The sequence below is a fragment of the Microvirga sp. M2 genome (assembly GCF_047497095.1).
Lineage (GTDB): Bacteria > Pseudomonadota > Alphaproteobacteria > Rhizobiales > Beijerinckiaceae > Microvirga.
The window spans coordinates 926,169-949,096 of sequence record NZ_CP134063.1 but is presented as its reverse complement, the minus strand read 5'-3'; the positions used below and the strand labels follow the sequence as shown (position 1 = coordinate 949,096).

The following is a 22,928-nucleotide window of genomic DNA, read 5'->3' as shown; positions in this document are numbered from 1 at the left end:
GACAAGGAAGGCCCTGGACCTGTTTCTTATGACAATCCTGTGCGTGAGTTCCGGACCGGAATCCGGAACTCACGCGTTCGAAAGGCGCGGAGCCTTACTTCAGGAAGCCTTTCGACTTCAGGTAATCGGTCGCCACCGCCTTCGCCGCCTCGCCGCCCACCTGCACGCGGGCGTTCAGCTTCTGGAGGGTCGTGAGGTCGAGGGAGGCGAAGACGGGCTTGAGAAGCTCTGCGATTTTGGGATTGTCCTTCAGCACCGCCTCGCGGATGATCGGCGCCGGGGCATAGACGGGCTGCACGTTCTTGTCGTCCTCCAGCACCACGAGGCCCGACGGCGCGATGCCGCCATCCGTGCCGTAGACCATGGCGGCATTGGCGCCGCTGGTCTGCTCGGCCGCGGCCTTGATCGTCGCCGCCGTGTCGCCGCCGGAGAGCACGATGAGCTGATCGGGCTTGAGGGTGAAGCCGTAGACCTTCTGGAACGACGGCAGGGCCGCTTCCGAATTGACGAACTCGGCGGAGGCCGCGAGTTTCACCTGGCCGCCGCCGGAAACCCATTTTCCGAAATCGGAGAGCGTCTTGAGCTTGTTGGCCTCGGTCACGTCCCGCCGCAGCGCGATGGCCCAGGTGTTGTTGGCGGGCGCGGGATCGAGCCAGACGATCTTGTTCGCCTCGTAATCGAGCTTCTTGGCGGTCTCGTAGCCCTTCGCGGCATCCTTCCAGACCGGATCGTCCGCCTTGTTGAAGAAGAAGCCCGCATTGCCGGTATATTCGGGATAGATGTCGATCTCGCCCGCGGTGATCGCCTTGCGCACCACCGGGGTCGCGCCGAGCTGGATGCGATCCTGCGTCTTGATGCCATTCGCATTGAGAGCGAGCAGGATGATGTTGCCGAGCACCGACCCTTCGGTGTCGATCTTCGACGAGACGACCACATCCGCGGACGCGACGCTCATGCCGAGGGCGAGCAGGCCCAATGCGGCGACAGTGGATTTCATAATCTGCTTCATGCTTCACACTCTGTTGGTTGCATAGATGACGTTCGTATCGACAGAAGAGGTTCTCACCTCGGGCGAAGCGCCTTGATGACGACCGGATCCCGTTATGAGCTGGTCGAGGGCAGGATCGACCACCACCAAGAGCGCCAGCCCTTCGCTTGAAATCAGGCTTCGGGTCAGCTCCTCCAGCTCGAAGGAAAGCACGCGATCCGCGGCGTAGAAGCCGACGTTTCGACGCGTGTAATTGTGGAGGACGCCCGACAGCCCTTTGGGCTTCGTCCCTTTCAGGTCGAAGGCCTGAGCCGTCATCATGGCCAGGATGGCTGCCTGGCTTTCGAGGCTCTTGAGCTGCCTCTCGATCCGCTCCACCGCGTAGGGCAGCGCCGTCAGTTCGTCTTCAATGCCGTCCGCGACCACGAGCGGCGTCGTCGACACGGGACCGGCCTCATGGAGAGCCCGCATGCACAAATCACCGGCCAGCTTGAGAAGGGGCCCGAAGCCTGTCGCAATCCCCCCCGGCGGAACGAGGTTGACGGGCAGATCGTGGCGTCTTCCGTTGCCCAGGTGAACCGCGAGGTTGAAGGCGCTGCGGGCGACGTGAGCCAGCGCCATGCCTAATGCTTCGACATCGAGAACGATGTGGAGCGGAAGCGAGGCGCCGGACGTGATGATCCGCCCTTCGATCGCGACGGGATTGTCGTCCGCGTAAGCGGACGCGGATTCGAGCTTGGCGACCAGGCTCCGAAGCCGCTCGATCACCGCTCCATAAACCTGCGCGAGCATGCGCACGCTCAAGGGATCGTGCACGTCCTGGGTTGTCGGCCACGACCAGTTGCGGAAGACCGCGTGCAACCATGCCCCCGTGCGCTCGATTTCCTTCGGCGCATTCAGGCTGGCGGCCTCCCAAGGCGCCGGCGAAGCGCCGAGGCTTGCCGCGGCCGATACGGAGAGCGCCAACAGAATCTGGAGAAGCCGCGCAGCGCGGTCCGCTGCCTCGACCGTCATGGCGACGGCGATGGCATTCGTCGAAATGGATGCCAGAGAATCCTTCGGTCCAAGTTCTATCGGAACCAAGCCTGCCGTTGTCAAAGCGTCGGATGCCGCCATGCGACGCCCTTCATAATCCACCTCGCCCAGGCCCATGAGTGCGCAGCCAACCTGCGCCATCAGGCCGATATCGGCACAGCCGAGAGACCCGACCCGGCGGACAACCGGGGTCACATTGGCATTGAGAAGATCGGCCATGGCGCGGACGAACCGCGACGAACAACCGACGCGGCCCGTCAGCGCCGCATTGATCCTGATCGCCATGGCGATCCTCACCGCAGAAGACGGAAGAGGATCTCCGATGCCGAAATGATGGGCTTTGGGAAGGTCCGCATTGAAACGGATGCAATCGTCTCCGCCCGGCACCCAGCCTTTCATGGCGCCGACACCCGTCGTGACCCCATAGACAGGCTGACCGGCCGCAACGGCGGCCTCGAAGACCGCCCGGCTGGCCTCGCAGTGACGGAGCGCGTCGGCATGAAGCTCGACACCCAGGCCCTTGCCGATGGCGACGAGTTTGTCGAACCCGATTTCCGATCCGTCCAGACTATGACGGAGTGCCGAAACACTCATCACCTTGTGCCCCGCTGGCCGCAAGGCATTCCCTGCAAACCAATCATTTTGTTCTATATAAGGAACAAGGCTATCGTAATAACATTCTATTGGCTAGCGCTGTTTTCAGGTGCCCGTCCTTTTTCTTGGCCCTACCCGGTTCGGACCAGCAAAGGCTCGCGCCAAGACTTGTCGGCCATGCGGCCGCGAGAGCACAAGGCACTCCCCGTTTCGATAGGGAATTCAAAGGAGAGTTTGGATCGTCATTCCGGTCATTTCGGATAGCGGGTGACGATCGTCCACCAAAGCTCGTTTCGAGGGAGCGCGCCGGGGATCGCCGTCATCTGCCGCCGACCAGCCATCGCATCCGGACGCGCGAAGAGCCGGTTCCACCTTCCCCGTTGAGTTCAAGCCGTGACGCCGTCTGATCCGGCAGCGGGAACGCGCGGCCTTCGCGCTCCCGTCAGGACCAGTTCACGCGGCCGATCTCCACGTGAAAATCGTTGATCGGCTGAATCTGGTCGGAGCCCGGGTGATCGAGATCGGCCGGAGCATGCGGCACGGCGGCATGATCGGGACCTTGATCGAGATGCTCCGTCCACGGGCCGCCGGCATCCGCCGTTTCACTTCCGCTCTCCGCGATCAGCAGAAGGACATCGGACCCGAGGTGATCCTGCGCGGGTTCGAACGAGGCCGCGGCGAAGCCGTGCCCGCCGGGCCCGCCGGGCCCAGGCGCCACGTCGTCCACGATCACATCGACCGTCTTCGGAACCGAAGCGGCCCCCTCCTGATCCACGAGCGTCACCCCGATGCTCCGGGTGCCGGCGGCAAGGCCCGTTCCGTCCGGGTTCTCCAGCACCAGCGCGCGCAGCACCGCCGCATAGGTGTCCGGCGGGGCGCTGCCGCTGAGAGACAGGCTTCCGGTCGCGGGATCGTAGCCGCCCCCGACCAGCTCGATGCCGGTATCGCCGATCATCACATGGCCGTTTTCGTGATGGAGCGCGAAGCCTTCGAAATCGAGCCTGTCGCCTGAAAGTCCTCCTGAGAGAGTGACGGTCGCCCCGGACAAATGGGTGCTGTCGACATCCTCCGCCTGCACGCCGCCGATCGCGCTGACGGCATGAGAGCCCGCATCCGAATGGCCGGGAGCCGTGAGCGAGACCTCGGGTGCGTCATTGACGGGCGTCACGGTGACCGTGAAGGGAGCCGATGACGTCGCGGTGCTGCCCGATGCGGTCTCCAGGCTCGTGGCATGAAGCGTCAGGTGCAGCGTTCCGTTCCAGTTCTGAGGCGGGATCAGCCGCACATCCGACAGCATGTCCGCAGCCACGCGCCACGTGCCGTTCGCGCTCATCGTGCCTTGCGAAAGGACGAAGCCGTCCGGCACTCCGGAGATCGTGACGGAAGACAGCTGTTCCGAACCATCCGTATCGCTGAGCGCCGCCGAGAGATTCAGCGCAATCGCATGATCCTCCTCGCCGGTGACGTCGTCGGCCTGAAGCAGCGGCGCATCCGCCACGCCGTGGACCTGGACCTGAAACCGTGCCTCGGTCGTGATCGCATCGCCCGTTGCGCTTTCCGTCGCCGTCGCGTGCAGCGTCAGATCGAGCGATCCGGAGAAATCATGCGGCGGGTTCAGGGTGAGCCCCGCGAGCTGCGACGCGGACAGGCTCCAGCTGCCGTCGGCATTCTTGACGCCCGCCGACAGGCTGAAACCCTCGGGCACGCCCGTCAGGAGGAGCGACAGGGCTTCCGAACCATCAGTGTCGGTCAGAGCGGCCGTCAGCCTGAGGGCGATCGGTTCGTCCTCCTGCCCCTCCGCGTTGCTTGCCGTGATCACCGGCTTGTCCGCCACCGGATCGACCGTCACGGTGAAGGTGGCCGAAGTCGAGGCCCCGGGACCGCCCGCCTTCTCCGTCGCGATCCCCGTGAGAGTCAGCGTGTAGCTGCCCGAAGCGTTCGCCGGCGGGTTCAGGATGAGGCCGGAAAGCTGGGCTTCCGTGAGCGCCCAGCGGCCGCCGCCGAGATCGGTGCCGGCGTTGAGCGTGGCGCCCTCCGGCACGCCGCTGAGGATGAAGGCGAGGCTCTCCGAGCCGTCGATGTCGCTCAAGGCGCCGCCGAGCCCATCGAGAGACACCGGTGTGTCCTCCCGCCCATGGGCATCCGCCACGGTCACGCTCGGCGCATCCGCGACACCGCCCACCTGCACCACGAAGGAGGCCTCCGAGGTCGCCCTGCTGCCGTTCGTCTCGCGGGCCGTCACCTGCATCGACAGCTCGATCCGGCCGGAGAAGTCGTGCGGCGGCGTGATCGTCAGATGCGACAGATCGGCCGGCGGAACGCTCCAGCTGTTGTTGCCCAGCGGCTCGCCGTGGGACAGCACCGCCCCATCGGGCACGCCCGTGATGACGACCGACAGTGTCTCCGAGCCGTCGCGGTCCACCAGGGAGGCCGAGAGATTGAGCGGAATAGCCGTATCCTCGTCGCCGGAAACGTCGCGGGCGCTCGCGAGGGGCGCGTCGGCCACGGCCTCGACCTGCACCTGGAACGGAGCGCTGCGGGACTCGACCGAGCCGTTCGAACGCTCGCGGGCATGGGCATGCATGGTCAGATCCATCGTGCCGCTCCAATCGGCGGGCGGGATCAGCTTGAGGCCCGAGAGCTGAGCGGGCGTCAGCGTCCAGCTGCCGTCGCCGTTGTTCACGCCTGCGCTCAGCCGTGCGCCGGAAGGCAGGCCTTCGATCACGACGGAGAGCACTTCCGAGCCATCGGTGTCGTTGAGCCGCGCGGAGAGGTTCAGATCGATCGAACCGTCTTCCCGGCCCGACGCGTCGTTCACGATCACCGTCGGCGCATCGGCCACGGGCGCGACATCGAAGGCGATCGTCTTCGTCGTGGTGGTCGCGTGTCCGTTCGCGGTCTCCTGCGTCGTGACCCGGACCGTCACTTCGAAACGGCCATGGCCGTTGGGAGGCGGGATGACCTGAACGCCCGACAGGTGGTCCGGGTCCACGGTCCATGTGCCGTCGCGGTTGTCCGTGATGCCGGGACCGTCCGCGATCCGCGCGCCCCCGGTCAGGCCCGACAGGACGATGGACGTCATGATCTCGCTGCCGTCTCTGTCCCCGGTCCGGATGTCGAGGTTGAGATCGACCGGCTGATCCTCGAAGCCTTCCGTGGGCGCGGCCTTGATGACGGCGGCATCGGCAACGGGCGTGACCACGATGTCGAGCGTGCTCGTCGTCCACGCCTGGCTCCCGGTCGCCTCTTGAGAGACCGCCGTGACCGTCAGCGTGATCGTACCAGAAAAATCGGGCGGCGGCACGAGCTGCACGTTCGCGAGGTCCTCGGGCCGCAGCAGCCAGTCGCCCGTTTTGGGATCCTGAAGGCCGACAGAGAGACGCGCGTTCTCCGGCACCCCGTGAATGCGGATGCCCAGCGATTCTCTGCCGTGATCGGAATCCGCGAGTTCGGCCTTGATCGACAATGCGACCGCATTGTCTTCGGCCGTGGTCGCGTGCTCGATCGTCAATGTCGGCGGTTGTGCGATCTTGGATGCCGGATCGGTTCCGCCTCCTCCGTCACCGCCCCCACCGTCGCTGCCGCCGCCCTCGCCGCCTCCACCATCGCCACCGCCTTGCGGTACGGTGACGGTGACGGTCAGGGGCTTCGTCGAAGCCTCCCGGTCGCCCTCCCGCTCGACCGCGATGGCGGTCACCTGCAGGTCGAAGCTGCCATATTGGTGGGCACCGGGACGAATGGCGAGGGTGGGGAGAGATGCCACCGGCACCAGCCATATTCCGTTGCCGACAGGGCTGCCGTCGGAGAGCGACGCACCGTCAGGCACGTTCTGCACCATCATATAGAGGGTCTCGGAGCCGTCCTTGTCGGTGAGCTCCGCCGCGATGTGAAGCGGAATCCAGCCCTGCTCCGCGTCGACGCTGTCATGGCCGTTCCCGCTCGACGGACCGACCTCGAGTTTCGGAGGATCGGCATCTCCGAGCGGATCGACCACCATGTGACCGCCGATCGTGGCCCTGACGCCGCCGTGGTCCTCGATGGTCATTTCGATCGTCAGCGTTTCCCTCTTGTCGCTGTCGGGAGGCATGGTCAGCGTCACGCCTTCCATGTGGTCGGAGGGAATCCGGTAGCGTCCTTCCGCGTCGGGAAGGATCACCGTTCCGTCGGCGAGCTTCAGCACCGCGTTCTCGGGGACCCCGCTGACGATGATGTCGCCCACGACTTTCTCCGATCCGTCCCTGTCGGACAGGCCCGGATCGAGACCGAGGAGGATCGGCTTATCCTCGGTGCCGTGCATGGTTCCCCAGTCGCCGGTCTTGCCGTCGAGGCCGCCGACCGCGGGACGATCCACCACGGCCTCCACCTCAACCGGGAAGATTGTCGTGCTCACCTTCTGGTCGCCGCCGTTGCGCTCCTGCGCAATCATCGTGACGGTCAGCGGGATGGAGCCGGAGAAATCCGGAGGCGGAAGGAGCGTGACGCGTGCGGCCTCCTCGGCCGTCAGGGACCAGATCCCGGAACCGCGATACGTGCCTTCGGACAGGATGGCGCCGGCCGGAAGATTGGAGATCACGAAGGTGATCGTCTCCGATCCGTCGGTGTCGACCGTGGCGGCCCTCAGGTCGAGGGCGATCTCGGTATCCTCGAAGCCGCTGGCGCCGGGTGTGAGCATCGTCGGCACGTCGGCCACGGCGCGAACCGTGACCGGAAGATCCATCGGAGCGCTTTCCGCGCGACTGCCGTTGGGCTCCTCCGATATGGCGGAAACCCGCAAGGTGAAATCGACATCGGATTGCGGAGGCGGCGTGATGGTGAGGGTATCGATCGCGCCCGGCGGCACCAGAATCGTGCCGTTGGCGTCTCTCTCCAGAACGACGCCTCCGGCCGTCACGACGGCACCCTCGGGCACATCCATCAGATGGAAACCGACGATGCGCTCGGAATTGTCGCGGTCCGTCGTCCATGCCGACACGTGGAGCGGGATCGCCGTATCCTCGTCGCCGACGGCCGGGCTCACGCGCAATCCCGGCGCATCGGCCACCGCATCGACATCCACCTGGAATTCGACTTCGGTCGTCGCTTCGTGGCCGTTCGCTTTCTCGCGGGAGGTCGCCTGGAGGGTGAGATCGATGGTGCCGGAGAAATCTCTCGGCGGCGTGAGCGTGAGGCCCGCGAGATCGGCCGCGTCGACATGCCAGCTGCCGTCGGCGGCCCGGTGGCCGGCCGAGAGCGAAGCGCCTTCCGGCACGCCCAGAATGACCACCGACAGGGTCTCCGAACCGTCCGTGTCGGTCAGCGCCGCCGTCAGCTTGAGGGCGATCGCCTGATCCTCTTTCCCGTCCGCGTCGCTCGCCGTGGCGCTCGGCGCGTCCGCGACGGGATTCACCGTGACGGTGAACGATTTTTCGGTCGTGGCCGTATCGCCGTTGCTCTCGCGGGATGTGGCATGAACGGTGAGCCGGATGTCGCCGGAGAAGTCGTGCGGCGGCGTCAGCGTCAGCTTGGACACGTCCGACGCATTGACGCTCCAGGTGCCATCCGGCTGGCGGGTGCCGTGAGACAGCACTGCGTCCCCGGGAACGCCCGAGATGACGACCGAGAGTGTTTCCGAGCCGTCCGTATCGACCAGACCGACCTTGAGGTTGAGGGAGATCGCCTGATCCTCGTCGCCGGACACGTCCTTGAGCGTGACGGTCGGGGCATCGGCCACGCCGTCCACATCGAGCCGGAACGTGGTGCTGTTGGTGGCCTCCAGATTGTTGGATGTCTCGCGGGAATGAGCCACCACGGTGATGGTGCGGGTGCCGCTCCAGTTCGTGGGCGGGGTCATCGTCAGGCCGGGAAGCTGCGCGGGCGTCAGCGTCCAGCTGCCGTCGGCATTCTTCACGCCGGCCGAGAGCCTGGTTCCGGCGGGCAGCCCCTGGATCACGATGGAGAGAACCTCGGATCCGTCGGTATCCGTCAGCCCGGCCGAGATGTCGAGCGCGATCGGCGTGTCTTCCTTGCCCGAGGCATCATGGGCACCCACGGTCGGCTGGTCCGGAACGGCTTCCACGTGAACCGGGAACGTTTTCGTCGACGAGGCTTGCGAGCCGTTGGAGATTTCGCGCGACGTCGTCTCGATGGTCAGGTTGAACGTGCCCGAATAGTCTTTCGGCGGGACGATGGCGACCTGTGACAGCTCCGCGGGATCGATGCTCCACTTGCCGTTTCCGGCAGGCGTGCCGTGGGTCAGGGAGAAGCCTTCCGGAACGCCGGAAATGATCACGGACGCGATCTCTTCCGATCCGTCCTTGTCGGCCACCCTTGTCGACAGGTTCAGCGGAATGGTCTCGTCTTCCTGGCCGGATGCACCGTTGGCGGTGATCTCGGGCGCATCGGCGACCGCTTCCACCTGAACCTGGAAGGGCGTGCGGCTCGTCGCGACGGAGCCGTTCGAACTCTCCCGCGCCGTCGCTTCCAAGGTCAGATCGATCGTGCCGGAAAAATCCCGTGGCGGCGTGATCTTCAGGCTCCCGAGATCGGCCGGATCGACCACCCATGTGCCATCGGCCATGCGCGTTCCGTGATCGAGAGACGCTCCCTCGGGAACGCCCAGGATCCTGACCGACAGCACTTCCGATCCGTCGGTATCCGTCAGATTCGCCTCAAGCTTCAGCGCGATGGCTTCGTCTTCCTTTCCGGAGACATCGTCGGCTCGCAGCTCAGGCGCGTCGGCCACGGCGTTGACATGCACCTTGAAGGGCGCATCCGTCGTTGCGGCGGAGCCGTTCGTCGTCTCCCGCGACGTCACGTGCACGGTGAGATTCAGCGTGCCGGAATAGTTTTCGGGCGGCGTCAGAACGAGGTGCGGCAGGTCGGAGGGATCGAGCGCCCAGGTGCCGTCGGGCGACCGGCTGCCATGGGACAGGGATGCTCCCGGCGGAAGGCCCGTGATCGTCACGGACGAAAGCTCTTCCGAACCGTCGGTGTCGACGAGCGCGGCCGCGAGGTTCAGTGCGATCGGCTCATCCTCCTGTCCGGAGACGTCGCGCGCGTCGACGCGCGGCGCATCGGCCTCGCCGTCCACATGGACTTGAAAGGGGGAGCGCGTGGTGGCGATCGCCCCGTTCGCGGTCTCGCGGGAGGTCGCCTGCAGGGTGAGATCGATGGTGCCGGAGAAATCCTTAGGCGGCGTGAGCGTGAGGCCCGCGAGATCGGCCGCGTCGACATGCCAGCTGCCGTCGGCGGCCCGGTGGCCGGCCGAGAGCGAAGCGCCTTCCGGCACGCCCAGAATGACCACCGACAGGGTCTCCGAACCGTCCGTGTCGGTCAGCGCCGCCGTCAGCTTGAGGGCGATCGCCTGATCCTCTTTCCCGTCCGCGTCGCTCGCCGTGGCGCTCGGTGCGTCCGCGACCGCATTCACCTCGATCCCGTATCGGCCGCTCACCTCGCGGCTCGTGCTCACTCCGTTCGCCGTGTCCGTCAGGGTCGCTTTGAGCGTCAGGTCGAAATCCTCGTCGCTGTCCGCCGGCGGCTTGATCGACACGAGCCCCGCCTGCAGCGCGGCGGTCGAGACCTCCCAGACGCCCGGCGCGACTTCCCTGCCCTGACTGAGCAGGGCGCCGGCAGGCACGCCCGAGACCGTCGTGGTGTCGGACCATGTCTCCGAACCGTCCCTGTCGGTCATGGCGAAGGTGGGCCGCAGGGCGATCCATTGATCCTCGTCGCCGGCGCTGGAGCCCCCGATGGTGCCCTCGTCCACGACCGGATCGAGAATGAGCGTGAACGTGGCGGAGGTCCTGGCGCTGGAGCCGCCGACGCGTTCGGTGGCCACGGCGGTGAGCGTCAGGGTGAAGGTGCCGGAGACGTTCTCCGGCGGGGTCAGGGTCAGGCCTGAGAGCTGCCCTTCGGTGAGCGCCCAGCGGCCGCCGCCGAGATTCGTGCCCGCGCTCAGGGTCGCGCCGGCGGGCACGCCGCTGAGCACGAAGCTCAAGGTTTCCGAGCCGTCGATGTCGCTCAGCCTGCCGCCGAGGCCGCCTAGGGACACCACCTCGTCCTCGCGGCCATGCGCATCGGCGACACTCACGCCGGGAGCATCGGCAACCGGAGCCACGTGAACCACGAAGGATGCCTCGGAGACCGCGATGCTGCCGCTGCGCTCGTGCGAGGTGACCCGCATCGTCAGTTCGATGCGGCCGGAGAAGTCGTGCGGCGGCGTGAGGGTCAGGTGCGCGAGATCGCCCGGATCCACGCTCCAGCTGCCGTCCGGCTCCCGGTGCCCGTGCGACAGAACCGCTCCGTCGGGAACACCCAGGATCCTGACCGTCAACGTCTCCGAACCGTCCGTATCGGTCAGGCCAGCCGTCAGGTGAAGAGCGATCGCCTGGTCCTCGTCCCCTTCCGCATCGAGCGCCTGCGCGATCGGCGTTTCGGCCGTGACGTCGGGCTGCTCCTGGGGCGGCCGGACCACGGGCGGCGGCGGCGCCACGGGATGCTCGGGGGATACGCCCGGGGCGGCCGGTATCGCCGGCAGGGGCACGGGCGCGATGGGTTGATCGAGCGAAACGGCGTCGGATGAGCCGTGGGGGACGGCGCTTCTGCGCATCGTCAACGCGGGCGCAGGCGCCGGTACGTGAGGCGCGAGGGACTCAGGGAGTGCGAAACCCGGCGGGACCGACAAGGGATTTAACGGCGCGGGCTCCAGGGGCTTCAGCGGCACGTCCTGCCGCGCGAATGCCGGCAACGCCTCGGGCGCGGGGGCGCCATCCGGTCCGAGGACGAAACCGCCCTGCGCGCCGCCCTGCACCGTTGCGACCGTCGCGGCCGTGGCGATGCCGCTCACGAGAATGCCGTTGGCGCCGCCGTCTCCCTGCGAGAGCGAGCGCTGCACGGCGCGCAGCGCACGCAGCATTTCCTCGTCGATGACGCTGGCGTCGAAGGGAATCGTCGGGTCGATCTGCTGGGTCATGGGCGGCTCTCAGCGCTCGTGAAACGATCCGGCCATCGCTGAATAGATCGGCTTGAGCAGATATTGCAGCACCGTCTTGTAGCCCGTCGTGATGTCCGCCTGAGCCGTCATGCCCGCCGCGAGGCGCGCCAGGTGCGGATCGTGGCCGACATAGGGCTGCTTCAGCGAGATCCGCGCGCGGTAGTGCGGCTGGCGCTGCTCGTCGAGGAACGTGCCTGCGGAAACCCGCTCCACGACACCTTCGACGGAACCGAAGCGGGAATAGTCGAAGGCCTGCACCTTCACCTGCACGGTCTGCCCGACCTCGATGAAGCCGACATCGCGCGGCATCAGCCGGACGTCCGCCACCAGCGGCGTGTCCTGCGGCATGACCTCGGCGACGAGGCCGCCGGGCGCAAGCACGGTGCCCGGGCGGTGCACGGTCAGCCCGCGCACGATTCCGGCGATGGGGGCGCGCACCAGGGTGCGCTCGGCGCGGTCTTCGAGCTTGCGGACGATCTCCGCCGTCTCGGCGATCTCGAGCGCGACGCGGGCCGCTTCCTGCCGCGCCTCGTCGACGGCGGCGGACTGTGCCTCGTGGATCCGCGCCTCCGCCTCCGCGAGACCGCGCTGGGCCGAGACGTGCTGCCCGTTCAGCCGCTCGTGCTCGGCCTTCGCACTCATGAAGAGACGCTGCGCCTCGAGCACGGACAGGCGGGTCGTCAGTCCGTTGCCGGCCAGTTCTTCGCGGATGCCGAGTTCGCGGGCGTGCAGATCCATCTGCTCCTGAAGGGACGCGATCTGTCCGGAAAGGGTTGCGAGGTCGCTGCGCCGCTGAGCGGCCTGCTCCGTCAGAACCGCGATTCGATCGGACAGCGAGCGCAGCCGCGAGTCCAGTGCGGCCCGCTGCGGCGCCGCGAAGGGGCCGGCGGTGAATATCGGCGCATCGCTCGCCTCCCCGCCGAGAGTGGCCGCCGCGACGGAGGTTCTGCGAAGGCTGCCGAACTCCAGGGCGTTGACGTTTCCGTCCGCCGCCGCCGTCAGGCGTTGGGACTGCATCTGCAGGGATTCGAGGCGAAGTCTCGCCTGAGACAACTCGGCCTGCGCGGCGGCATCGTTCATGCGCAGGATCGGCTCTCCCGCCTCGACCATTTCTCCTTCGGTGACGAGCACCTCGTGGACGATGCCGCCTTCCAGGTGCTGCACCGGCGCAAGCGCCATCGCGGGCGCGATCTCGCCCAGGCCGACGGCAACTTCGGGAATGCGGGTCAGCGACGCCCAGACCAGGGTTGCCGCAACGAGCAGTCCGGTTCCCAGCACCACCGCCCGCTCCAATCCGTGGATGCGCAGCTCTTCCAGCGCCAGCACGTGACTGTCGGGGCGCGACACGCGGCTTGCCCGCGGCAGGGGCAACGTCGAGGCGCGCGTATCGGCGCTTGATGTCGTCAGAGTCATCGGCTGCCTCTCGTGCCGTTCGATGCGGTTGTATGGGCGAAGGCCGCGCCCGCGACGGATTCGCCGATGGCGGCTCTCGCCGGGCGCGGAGCGACGGGCGGCATTTGCGGCTCGACCTCCTCCACCACGCCGTCGCGGATGCGCAGAACGCGATCGGCCAGACGGATGTGGCTCGGCCGGTGCGTCGCCATGAGAATGGTGCAGCGGCCGCGCCGCGAAGCGATCACGTCGGTGAACGCCTTCGCGCATGCGTCGTCGAGACCCGCGACCGGCTCGTCCAGGAGCAGAATGGGAGCATCGCGAAGCAAGGCGCCCGCAAGGGCGATCCGCAGCAGAATGCTGCGGGGCAGCCTGCCGCTGCGATTGTCGCCGACACGGGTGTCGAAACCATGCGGCAACGCCTCGATCGCGTCGAGGACTCCGGCTTCGGCGGCAGCGGCCCGCAATTCGGCATCCGTGGCGCTGGGGCGCGCGAGGCGGAGGTTCTGCGCAACGGTGCCGTAGAGCAGCCCCGGCGATTGCGGGACCCAGCCGATGCTGCGCCTGAGCACGGCAGGATTGAAGGCGCGAACGTCGTGTCCGTCGATGCGGATCAATCCGCCCTGAGGCCGGTAGAGGCCCGCGATCAGCTGCAGGAGCGTGGACTTGCCCGTGCCCTCCGCCCCGGTGATCGCGACCACCTGCCCCGGCTGCACCGAAAAGCTCGCGCCGGCGAGCACGGGCTCGGATTGCGGGAGGTAGCGCAGGGTGACGCGGTGGAAGGTGATCGCACCGTGCTCGGGCGGCGCCATCCGCGCATCGAGAGGATTCGGCCGCTCGGTTTCCAGCGCCATCAGCCCGTCGACCTGCTGGATGGAGGCCTGGGTCTGCTCCCATCGCGAGAGCATCATGAAGAAGGCCTGCATCGGACCGAGCACACGCCAGATCAGCATCATGCCGGCGATCAGGGCACCGGCGCTCATGGCGCCGTTGAGGACCGAGAGCACGCCCGTGACCATGGCCGCGAGTCCCGACAGGGCAACGAGCGCCTGGCTCGCGGCGAGCACGGACCCCGCCAGCGTGCCGACCCGCGCCGACGCGACGGCGGCGGCGGCCGCAGCGGCCGCGTAGCGTTCCGTCCAGCGCTCCTCGGCCCGCCCGAGCTTCAGGGTCCGGACGGCTTCCAGGGCCTCGACGGCCAGAGCCTCGCGCACCTGCGCGGCACGGGCCGCCCGCTCGATGGCCAGGCGCATCGGCGCGCGGGAGATCAGGAACAGGAGAGCGAAGCCGAGCGCCGTTCCGACTGGCACGAGAGCGATCCAGCCGCCCAGCGCCACCATGAGCGCGATGACCAGGAGCGTGAACGGCATGTCCAGCACGGCGATGGCGAAGCTGCCCGTGAGGAACTCGCGGATCGCTGCGAAATCGCGCAGGCGCGAAACCTGTGAGGCGGTCCCTGCCCTCTCCACGAGCGCAGCCGGAAGAGACATGAGCTGCGTGAAGACGGCATTCGTCACCAGCCGGTCCAGGCGTTCCGCGATGCGCAGCAGAGTGCGCTGCCGGATCACGCGGAATGCCGTCTCCATGATGATCGCGCCGACCGCACCCGCGACCAGCATGGGCAGCGTGTCGGGGCTGTGGCCGGCGATGACGGTGTCGAAGACCGACATGGTGAAGGCAGGCACGGCCAGACCCAGGAGCGCCATCAATCCGCCGATGCCCAGGAGCGTCGGCAGTTCGCCGCGGAAGCGCCGCGCCATACCGGCGAACCAGCCCTGCCGTGCGGATGAGACCTGCGCCTCTTCCACGAGCAGCAGGATCCCGTGCAATTTCTCCGGCGCGCAAGGCACCGCCTCTCCGGAGGCGGCATCGTATCGCAGGACCAGCCCGGCCTCGTCGCGGTAGAGGACGGCCGCTGCCTTGCCCGGCGTCAGCAGGATAGCGGGCAGGCCCCGCACATCCAGGCCCCCTCGCTTCAGGCGGATCGTGCGGGTCGGATAGCCGAGAACGGCCAGCGTGTTGCGCAGATCGGTGATATCCACGTCCGGTTTGGCGTGCGGAAGCGCCGCCAGCAGGTCGTCGGGTCCGCCCGACCATCCCAGGGCCCATAGCATGACGGGAAGGCAGAGCGCCAGATCGGACGGGGTCAGCAGATCCTCGGGAATATGCAACGGATTGCCCATGTGCCTTTCCCCGTGCTCGATCATGACTCGGACTCCAGATATCCGTTCCGAATGGTGTAGACCCGGTCGGCGATGGCGAGCGTCGACGGCCGGTGCGTGACGATGACGACGGTCACCTTTCCCCGCAGCTGCGCCAGGAGCCTGGCGAGCTTCGTATCGCTGTCCGCATCGAGCTGCGTCGTGGTGTCATCGAACAGAAGAATGCGCGGCTTCTCCACCAGGGCACGGACGATGCCGATCCGCTGCTCGGCACCGCGCGGCAGCGGCGTCGCGGCGACCCCGACCGGGGTATGCCATCCGCCGGGCATCGCGCTTGCCACCTGATCGAGCCCGAGCTGTGTGGCGAAATGCAGGGCATCGCTCTCCAGCTCAGGCTGATACAGGGTGAGGTTCTGCAGCAGCGTGCCGCGAACCAGAGCGGGATTGGGTTGAACCAGGGCGACCGACCGACGGGCCGGCCCGATGTCGACTTTGCCGAGGTCCTGTCCGTCGATGAGGACACAGCCGCTCTCCGGGCGGAGATCGCCGGCGATCAGCCGCAGCAATGTCGAACGGCCGGTTCCGTTGGCGCCCGTGATGCCGATGACCTCGCCCGGATGAGCCTCCAGCGAGACGTTCTCGAACAATCTGCTGGAATAGCCGCGCGACCGGAACCGGACGTCCCGAAGCAGGATGTGTCCGGCGTGAACCTGCAGCGCCGGCAGACCGACCTGGCGCTCCCGCGGAAGGGCGCCGATCTCCGCCACGCGCCGCCGGCTCTCCGCCAGGGATTGCAGGCGCGACCATAGCGCCACGCCGCCGAGCAGAGGCTGCATCGTGCGGCCGACCAGCATGGTGCACGCTCCGAGCCCACCGACGCTCAGCTGACCGTTGAGCACCATGTGGCAGCCGAAGGCCGCAACGCCGACGGTCGCCGCCTGCGCCAGCAACATGCCGGCCTCCTGCCCCGTCGAGATCGTATGACTCAACGCCCGACGCATTTGGGCGGAGCTTCCCTGCAGGCGCTCGTAGCGGCGCTCCAGGAGAGGCTCGGCGCCCAGGCCCTTCATGGCATGGATGCAATTCAGCGCATCGAAGAGAAAGTTGAAGCGGCGCTCCTCGGCCTGAGCGAAGTCATAGGCCGCGCCACGCACCCGGTGCCCGGTGACCGCGGCGAGCAAGCCGACGCAGCCGAGAAGCGTCAGCGGCACAAGCACCAGCGGTCCGGCCAGATACCAGATGCCGATCAGGTAGAGCAGCGCGAAAGGGAGATCGAGCATGGCCTGCAGAGCGGGTCCCGACCAGGCTTCGCGCAATGCGCCGATCGCGGACAGGCGTTCGGCATAATAGCCGTTGCCGTGGGCCTCGAGGGCCGAAAGGGGGGCGCTGAGAAGGCGCTCCATGGCTTGGCGATGCGCCTGCGCCTCGGACGTGGCCGCCACGCGCGCGAGAATCCGTCCGCGGACGTGCCGGACCAAGGCCTCCAGCACGATGGCCGCCGTCACGACCGACGCGAGGACGACAAGAGTGCCCACGGACTTGTTCGGCAGAATCCGGTCGTAGACCTGCAGAAGCGCCGCCGGCAAAGCCAGGGCCAGCAAAGTCAGCACCAGAGACGCTTCGAGAACCAGCACCAGAAAGGTCGCTCCGTGGCGGCCGAGCAGGCTTGCGAAGGGGCGGGTCAGCCATGACGCGTTCGACGATGCGTTCGACGCGAACGATGTTTCAGCAGAGCCGGCAAACCGGTCCATGGCGCCACCTTGTCCCCTACGGCCGCAGGAGGAATACGAATGGAGTTTTCACGGAGAATACCGGGCTCTAACCGGTACGGCAGGTCGGCATCATGCCTTTGGACAAGCATCACCTCGGGTGAGCGCTCCAATCTGCCATAGTCAGATCTAAATTCTGCTTGCAGGATAAGGAGCCTATGCGTTCCGAGATAGCGATTTTTTCTCAGAGCGGCAGACGACTTCTCGGAAGGGTTAACAGCCTTCAGGCATGATGCCTGCGCGACACCATTCCCGCATGGAATGTTGCAGTCTCGATACCGTTGCCGGCGGTCGGCGCTTCCGCTCGGATCCGCCCGGCGGTGTCATCCGGAACCGGGCTGCGGCGCGCAAGCAGGGCCCTCACCCCGTCACCGCGGCCGAGGGTGAAACGGCCGCCGCCCCGCCGAGGATGAGCGACGTCAGGGCCGAGATGGGCTCCGGCCGCCCGAGCAGGTAGCCTTGAGCCTCGCTGCATCCCTCCTGGCCGAGGAAACTGAGCTCCTCGGAGGTCTCCACGCCTTCGGCGATGACGGGAAGCCCCAGGCCTCGCCCGAGCCCCAGCACGGCGCGCACGATGGCGGCGGCCTGCGGCTTCGTGTGGACCGATTGAATGAAGGACCGATCGATCTTGATCTTGTCGAACGGAAAGAGCTGCAGGTTCGACAGCGACGAATAGCCGGTGCCGAAATCGTCCATGGCGATGTTCACGCCGAGCGTCTTGAGTTTCTGCAGAACCGCGAGAGCGCGGTCCGGGTCGCGGATGAGAGCCGATTCGGTGATCTCGATTTCCAGTCGCTCGGGCGGCAATCCGGTCTCGTCCAGAATGGTCCGGACCGCCTGGAAAAAGCCGTCACTGCCCAATTGCAGGGGTGAAACGTTGACGGCGATGTTCAGCGGACGCTGCCAGCCCGCGGCCTCCCGGCAGGCTTGCCGCAGGACCCATTCACCGATCTGGAGGATCAGACCGCTCCCCTCGGCGATCGGAATGAAGACCGATGGCAGCACGGTGCCGCGAACAGGATGCCGCCAACGCAGCAGAACCTCGAAGCCGAGCACCTCGCAGGTTTCGATCTGCGCCTGCGGCTGATACACGAGATGCAGCTCGCCATTGGCGATGGCATTGCGCAGATCGCTCTCGATGCTGCGACGTTCACGGATCTGCGCCCCCATGGCGGCTTCGAAGAAGCGGTATGTGCCCTTGCCTTCCAGCTTCGCGCGGTACAGCGCGACGTCGGCGCTGGAGAGAAGCTCCGTGCGGTCCGGCGCGTCGGACGGGTAGATGGCGATGCCGATGCTGACCGAAAGCAGGCCGGCCGGCACTCTCGACGGATCGGCGCTCTTGAGGCGCAGAAGCAGCCTCTCGGCGAGGGCCCCGACTTGAGCCGGATCCGTTATGTGGGGAGCGATGACGGCGAATTCGTCACCGCCCAAGCGGGCCAGCATGTCGTCCTCGGCGAGAGCTGCCGTGAACAGTTCAGCGGTGTCCCGGAGCAGCCGGTCTCCGGCCGCGTGGCCGTGGAGATCGTTCACCTCCTTGAACCCGTCGAGGTCGAGACACAGGAGAGCCAGCTTCTGCCCGGTCCTCTGATGCAGCTTGATCTCGCGATCGAGCCGCTCCTCGAAACTCGTCCGATTGTTGAGCCCGGTCAGCGGGTCGTGATGGGCCAGATACCGGATCTGAGCCTCGGCATTCCTGCGGTCGCGCAGGTCGCGGAAGGCCACCACGTTGTGGGGCCGCCCGTTATAGGAGATCTGGTGAGCGATCAGCTCGACCGGGACGAGATCGCCCTCGCCATTCGACAGATCGCCCTCCACGGCCTGGCCCATGGCGCCGAAGAGCGCGCTGCGCTTCTCGGCGTCGGGCACGCATGCGCTCAGTGTCTTTCCGCAGATCTGATCAGGCGTCAGGTTTACCAGCCGGGCGAAGCTGCGGTTGACGGAAACGATGGTTTCACCGTCGCAGAGAACGAGCCCCTCAACCGCCGCATCGGTGAGATCCCGCATCCGTTCCATCTCGAGAGCGGCGCGCCGGCGCGCTCTCAGATCGAGGCTCAGCGCGGCGCAGGCGAGCAGGAGGATGACCAGACTGACGGCGGCGACGCCAACGGCCAGCCAATGGGGCGCAATCGCCAGGGGCGAAAGCTCGATTGTGCGGTCGGGCGTGATGGCCGCGGCCGCCATGGCGGTGAAATGATGGCTGCAGATCGCCAGCGTCAGAAGCAATCCGCCGGAGAGCTTCCACGGCGCGGCATCGCTTCTGAGCCCCACCGGGAGCGCAGCGCCCGCGAAAAATGAGCCGAGCGCGATGGAAGCGACGACCAATGACCGGTCCCACGAGACGGTTCCGGCGACATCGAAGGCCGCCATCCCGGTGAAATGCATGCCGCCGATGCCGAATCCGACGAGCGCTCCCCCGAGCCACGTTGCGCCCTTGACACCCGGCGCGAAAGCCATGCGAAAGCCCATGCCCGTGACGATGACGGCGACGACCAGGGACAGGACGGTCAGGGGGACATCGTAGGCGACCGGCACGGAGGGAGAGAAGGCCAGCATGGCGATGAAATGCGTGGCCCAGATTCCGAAACCGGTCGACACCGCGGCGACGTTGAGCCACAGGCTGTACCGGGAGCTCTCCGCCCGCCGGACGTGATGCAGGAGATGGACAGCCGTGAGCGATGCAAGACCGCACACCAGAGCCGCGAGTGCGACAAGGCGGAGATCGTGGTATGAGACGATGCACGTGTAGACCGTCAGCATAGCAAACCCATATCTCCCTGCGCCGGAGCAACCGCAGCCCATGGCGGGTTGCCCGGAGGCTTTGCTTCAGAATCGAATGTGAGGAACATACCGGGTTCGCACCGGTATGGCGGAGCGGCATCATGCCTTGAACCGCCACTGACCGTACAGCGTCCAATCCGCCATCGCTGGTATAATGCCAGCCTCTCCAGAATTCGGTGTCTGCGGCGCCAAATCAACCCGTCTCACGTCTCCCCGGGCGTTTCCTTGTCGGAAAGGTTAACGCCAAGCCCATCGGCCCTTGCGGCCGCTCATGGGAGGCTTGGCCGTTTCCCCCGTCCTGCCGGCTTTCCCCTCCCGGCCCTTCCCTCCCGGCTCACCGCCCCCGGCCCATCCCTGGCCGGCCGCCCCGAAGGGCGGCCCCAACCGCCTCTCCCTCATTCGGCCGAGTCGGCACGATCCATTGCCGGTCTCCGGCGTTAAGGCCATGCCGCTCATCCGAATGTTCAGGAGTAAGGCCTGATGACCGATGCGCAGACTGCCTCCTACGCCCGGCGCGCGCCCGAGGGTGCCCCACCGCCCGAACCTCGGGTCGGGCCCGAACCTGCCCGGGACGCCGCACCTTCTCCGGCCGGGGGTAAGCGCCGCCCCTGGCTACGGCGGGTTCTTCTCATTGTCGGACCGTTGGTGGTCGCGGTGGCCGCCCTGGCATTCTATCTCTCGGGCGGGCGATACGTCTCGGAGGAGAACGCCTATGTTCAGGCGAACACGGTATCGATCTCGCCCCAGGTCACGGGTCTCGTGGCTCAGATCTCGGTGCACAACAATCAGCGGGTCCGGGAGGGAGACCTGCTCTTCACCATCGACCAGGAACCGTATCGGATTGCCTTGGCGGGCGCGCAGGCGCAGCTCGGCGTCACGCGCGATCAGCTGTCGGGAATGATCGAGACCTATCGCAGCCGGCAGGCGCAGGTCAAACAGGCGCAGGCCAATCTGGATTACGCCCAGACCGATTTCGACCGCGTTCACGATCTCGTACGGCGGGGGGTGTCCTCGCAGGCGCAGCTCGACGAGGCCCAGCGCAACCTCTCGGTCGCGCAGGCCGCCCTCGCGACGGCGCGCGAGGAGGCGGCGACGATCCTCGCGCAGCTCGGAGGCGACGGAGACGCACCCCTCGATCAGAGGCCGCAATACCGGCAGGCGCAAGCCAACGTGGATACGGCGCAGCGCAATCTGCGGCTGACCGAGGTGCGAGCGCCTTTCGCCGGCATCGTCACCAACGTGGATACCATTCAGGTCGGCATGTTCCTCAGTTCCGGACAGCAGGCGATCAGCCTGGTCTCCACCACATCCGTCTGGGTGGAGGCCAACATCAAGGAAACCGACCTGACGCATGTGCGTGTCGGCAATCCCGTGAGCATCGAAGTGGACGCCTATCCCAGCGTCACGTTCCAGGGGCAGGTTCAGAGCATCAATCCCGCGAGCGGGGCGACTTTCGCGCTGCTCCCTCCGCAGAACGCGAGCGGCAACTGGGTGAAGGTGGTCCAGCGCATTCCGGTGCAGATCAGCGTGCGGCAGCTCGAAGACGGCCCTCAGCTGCGCGCGGGCATGAGCGCCACCGTGTCGATCGATACCGGCCAGGAGCGTTCCCTGTCCGGATTGTGGCGTGACCTGTGGCAAAGCGTTTAGGAGCGGGCCATGACCGACACGGCAGCGCCCGCACCGCCCGCACCGCCCGCACCGCCCGCCGCCGCCGCCGCCGCCTCCGCCGGCAGCAACCGGCTCGCCATCACGGCCTGCGTCATGCTGGCCGCTCTGATGCAGGCGCTCGACACCACGATCGCCAATGTCGCCCTGCCCTACATGCAGGGCACCCTGGCGGCGACCCAGGATCAGATCAACTGGGTGCTGACGTCCTACATCGTCGCCGCCGCCATCGTGACCCCGGCCACCGGCTTCCTGGAGAACCGCCTGGGGCGACGGCGCCTGTTCCTGATTTCGGTGGCGGGCTTCATCTCCGCGTCCGTCCTTTGCGGCGCGGCACAGTCGCTCGACCAGATGGTCCTGTTCCGGCTGCTGCAGGGGATCTTCGGCGCCCCCATGGTGCCCCTGGCCCAGGCCGTGCTCCTCGACACCTATCCGGTCGAGCGCCGGGGCCAGGCCATGGCGATCTTCGGACTCGGCGTCATGCTGGGACCCATCATCGGCCCGTCCCTCGGCGGCTGGCTGACGGAGGCCTATAACTGGCGCTGGACCTTCTACGTGAACCTGCCGGTCGGGGTCCTGGCCGTGGTGGGCCTTTACGTCTTCCTGCCCGAGCCGCCGCGGGCCGCGCCGCAACCCTTCGACCTCTTCGGCTTCGCGCTTCTGAGCCTCGCCATCGGGTCGCTGCAGATGTTTCTCGACCGGGGCGAGCAGATCGACTGGTTCGAGGCGACCGAAATCTGGGTCGAAGCGACCCTGGCGGCGCTGGCCACCTACATGTTCGTGGTGCATCTCGCCACGGCGCGGCGGCCGTTTCTGGAACCCCGCATGTTCCAGGACCGGAATTTCGTCGTCGGCCAACTCCTCATCTTCTGCATCGGCGCGATCCTGCTCGCGACGCTGGCGCTGCTGACGCCCTATCTCGAACGCCTCATGAACTATCCCGTGCTGACCGCAGGCCTCGTGCTCGCGCCGCGCGGGATCGGCACCATGGTGTCCATGGTGCTCGTGGGCCAGCTCATCCGTTATCTCGACGCCCGCTGGCTCATCGTCTGCGGGCTCGTTCTGACCGCTTTCGCGCTTTACGAAATGTCCGCCTTCACGCCCGACGTCTCGCAGGGCGCGATCATCCGGACCGGCATGATCCAGGGCTTCGGCCTCGGGCTCGTCTTCGTGCCGCTGAGCACGCTGACGTTCACGACCCTTGCGCCCGCCTTGCGCACCCAGGGGACGGCCTTCTTCAGCCTGATGCGCAACATCGGGTCGAGCATCGGCATCAGCTTCACATCGTTCCTGCTCACCCGGAACACGACGATCATGCATGCGGAGATCGTCACGAACCTCACTCCGTTCAGCCCCGGCGTGCGCGAATACGGATCGCTGCTTCAGCTCCAGACGCCCACGGGCCGCGCCAGCCTCGACAGCATGGTCCAGTTCCAGGCGTCGAGCATCGCCTATGCGAACAACTTCCTCCTGATGATGTACGCCGCCATCGTCATCATCCCGCTCGTCTTCCTGATGCGGAGGAATCCCACCGGTCGCGGCAGCTAGAACATATTTCGGCGAAGTGGATCCGG

General features: G+C 66.9%; 9 protein-coding genes. 2 read left to right on the top strand and 7 right to left on the bottom strand.

Going from position 1 to position 22,928, the window contains the following annotated elements; genetic code table 11:
- Positions 1 to 94: 94 nt before the first annotated feature.
- The 7 genes from RE429_RS04400 to RE429_RS04370 form a co-directional block, all read right to left on the bottom strand.
- Complete coding sequence (locus tag RE429_RS04400; RefSeq protein ID WP_414473152.1) at positions 95 to 997, bottom strand: ABC transporter substrate-binding protein; 903 nt, start codon at positions 995 to 997, stop codon at positions 95 to 97.
- A 15-nt stretch (positions 998 to 1,012) separates the two neighbouring features.
- A complete protein-coding gene (locus tag RE429_RS04395; RefSeq protein WP_414473151.1) occupies positions 1,013 to 2,617 on the bottom strand; it encodes an aromatic amino acid ammonia-lyase in 1,605 nt (534 codons plus the stop codon).
- Between the two features lie 442 nt (positions 2,618 to 3,059).
- On the bottom strand, positions 3,060 to 11,567 hold the full coding sequence (locus RE429_RS04390; protein WP_414473150.1) for a DUF4429 domain-containing protein: 8,508 nt from the start codon (positions 11,565 to 11,567) through the stop codon (positions 3,060 to 3,062).
- Between the two features lie 9 nt (positions 11,568 to 11,576).
- Entirely contained in the window at positions 11,577 to 13,001 is a 1,425-nt protein-coding gene (locus RE429_RS04385) for an HlyD family type I secretion periplasmic adaptor subunit (RefSeq protein WP_414473149.1), read from the bottom strand.
- Positions 12,998 to 15,163 (bottom strand): peptidase domain-containing ABC transporter, encoded by a 2,166-nt coding sequence (locus RE429_RS04380; RefSeq protein WP_414473148.1) that lies wholly within the window; start codon positions 15,161 to 15,163, stop codon positions 12,998 to 13,000. The genes RE429_RS04385 and RE429_RS04380 overlap by 4 nt, the downstream gene beginning before the upstream one ends.
- Positions 15,164 to 15,183: 20 nt before the next feature.
- Positions 15,184 to 16,893: a peptidase domain-containing ABC transporter gene (locus tag RE429_RS04375; RefSeq protein WP_414473147.1), complete on the bottom strand. Its 1,710-nt coding sequence runs from the start codon at positions 16,891 to 16,893 to the stop codon at positions 15,184 to 15,186.
- Between the two features lie 378 nt (positions 16,894 to 17,271).
- On the bottom strand, positions 17,272 to 19,668 hold the full coding sequence (locus tag RE429_RS04370; protein WP_414473146.1) for an EAL domain-containing protein: 2,397 nt from the start codon (positions 19,666 to 19,668) through the stop codon (positions 17,272 to 17,274).
- Between the two features lie 501 nt (positions 19,669 to 20,169).
- Between RE429_RS04370 and RE429_RS04365 the strand changes: the two genes are divergently transcribed.
- Both RE429_RS04365 and RE429_RS04360 read left to right on the top strand, forming a co-directional pair.
- Positions 20,170 to 21,336, top strand: a complete 1,167-nt coding sequence (locus tag RE429_RS04365; protein ID WP_414473145.1) for an HlyD family secretion protein — start codon at positions 20,170 to 20,172, stop codon at positions 21,334 to 21,336.
- 9 nt (positions 21,337 to 21,345) lie between these two features.
- The gene (locus RE429_RS04360; RefSeq protein ID WP_414473144.1) at positions 21,346 to 22,902 is read left to right on the top strand and encodes a DHA2 family efflux MFS transporter permease subunit; all 1,557 of its coding nucleotides are present in this window, start codon (positions 21,346 to 21,348) and stop codon (positions 22,900 to 22,902) included.
- Positions 22,903 to 22,928 lie beyond the last annotated feature (26 nt).

Excerpts from the sequence above, each read along its gene's own strand:
- RE429_RS04370 (WP_414473146.1), bottom strand. The coding sequence starts at position 19,668 with ATGCTGACGGTCTACACGTGCATCGTCTCATACCACGATCTCCGCCTT.
- RE429_RS04365 (WP_414473145.1), top strand. The coding sequence starts at position 20,170 with ATGACCGATGCGCAGACTGCCTCCTACGCCCGGCGCGCGCCCGAGGGT.
- RE429_RS04385 (WP_414473149.1), bottom strand. The coding sequence starts at position 13,001 with ATGACTCTGACGACATCAAGCGCCGATACGCGCGCCTCGACGTTGCCC.
- RE429_RS04390 (WP_414473150.1), bottom strand. The coding sequence starts at position 11,567 with ATGACCCAGCAGATCGACCCGACGATTCCCTTCGACGCCAGCGTCATC.
- RE429_RS04360 (WP_414473144.1), top strand. The coding sequence starts at position 21,346 with ATGACCGACACGGCAGCGCCCGCACCGCCCGCACCGCCCGCACCGCCC.
- RE429_RS04380 (WP_414473148.1), bottom strand. The coding sequence starts at position 15,163 with ATGGGCAATCCGTTGCATATTCCCGAGGATCTGCTGACCCCGTCCGAT.
- RE429_RS04375 (WP_414473147.1), bottom strand. The coding sequence starts at position 16,893 with ATGGACCGGTTTGCCGGCTCTGCTGAAACATCGTTCGCGTCGAACGCA.
- RE429_RS04400 (WP_414473152.1), bottom strand. The coding sequence starts at position 997 with ATGAAATCCACTGTCGCCGCATTGGGCCTGCTCGCCCTCGGCATGAGC.
- RE429_RS04395 (WP_414473151.1), bottom strand. The coding sequence starts at position 2,617 with ATGAGTGTTTCGGCACTCCGTCATAGTCTGGACGGATCGGAAATCGGG.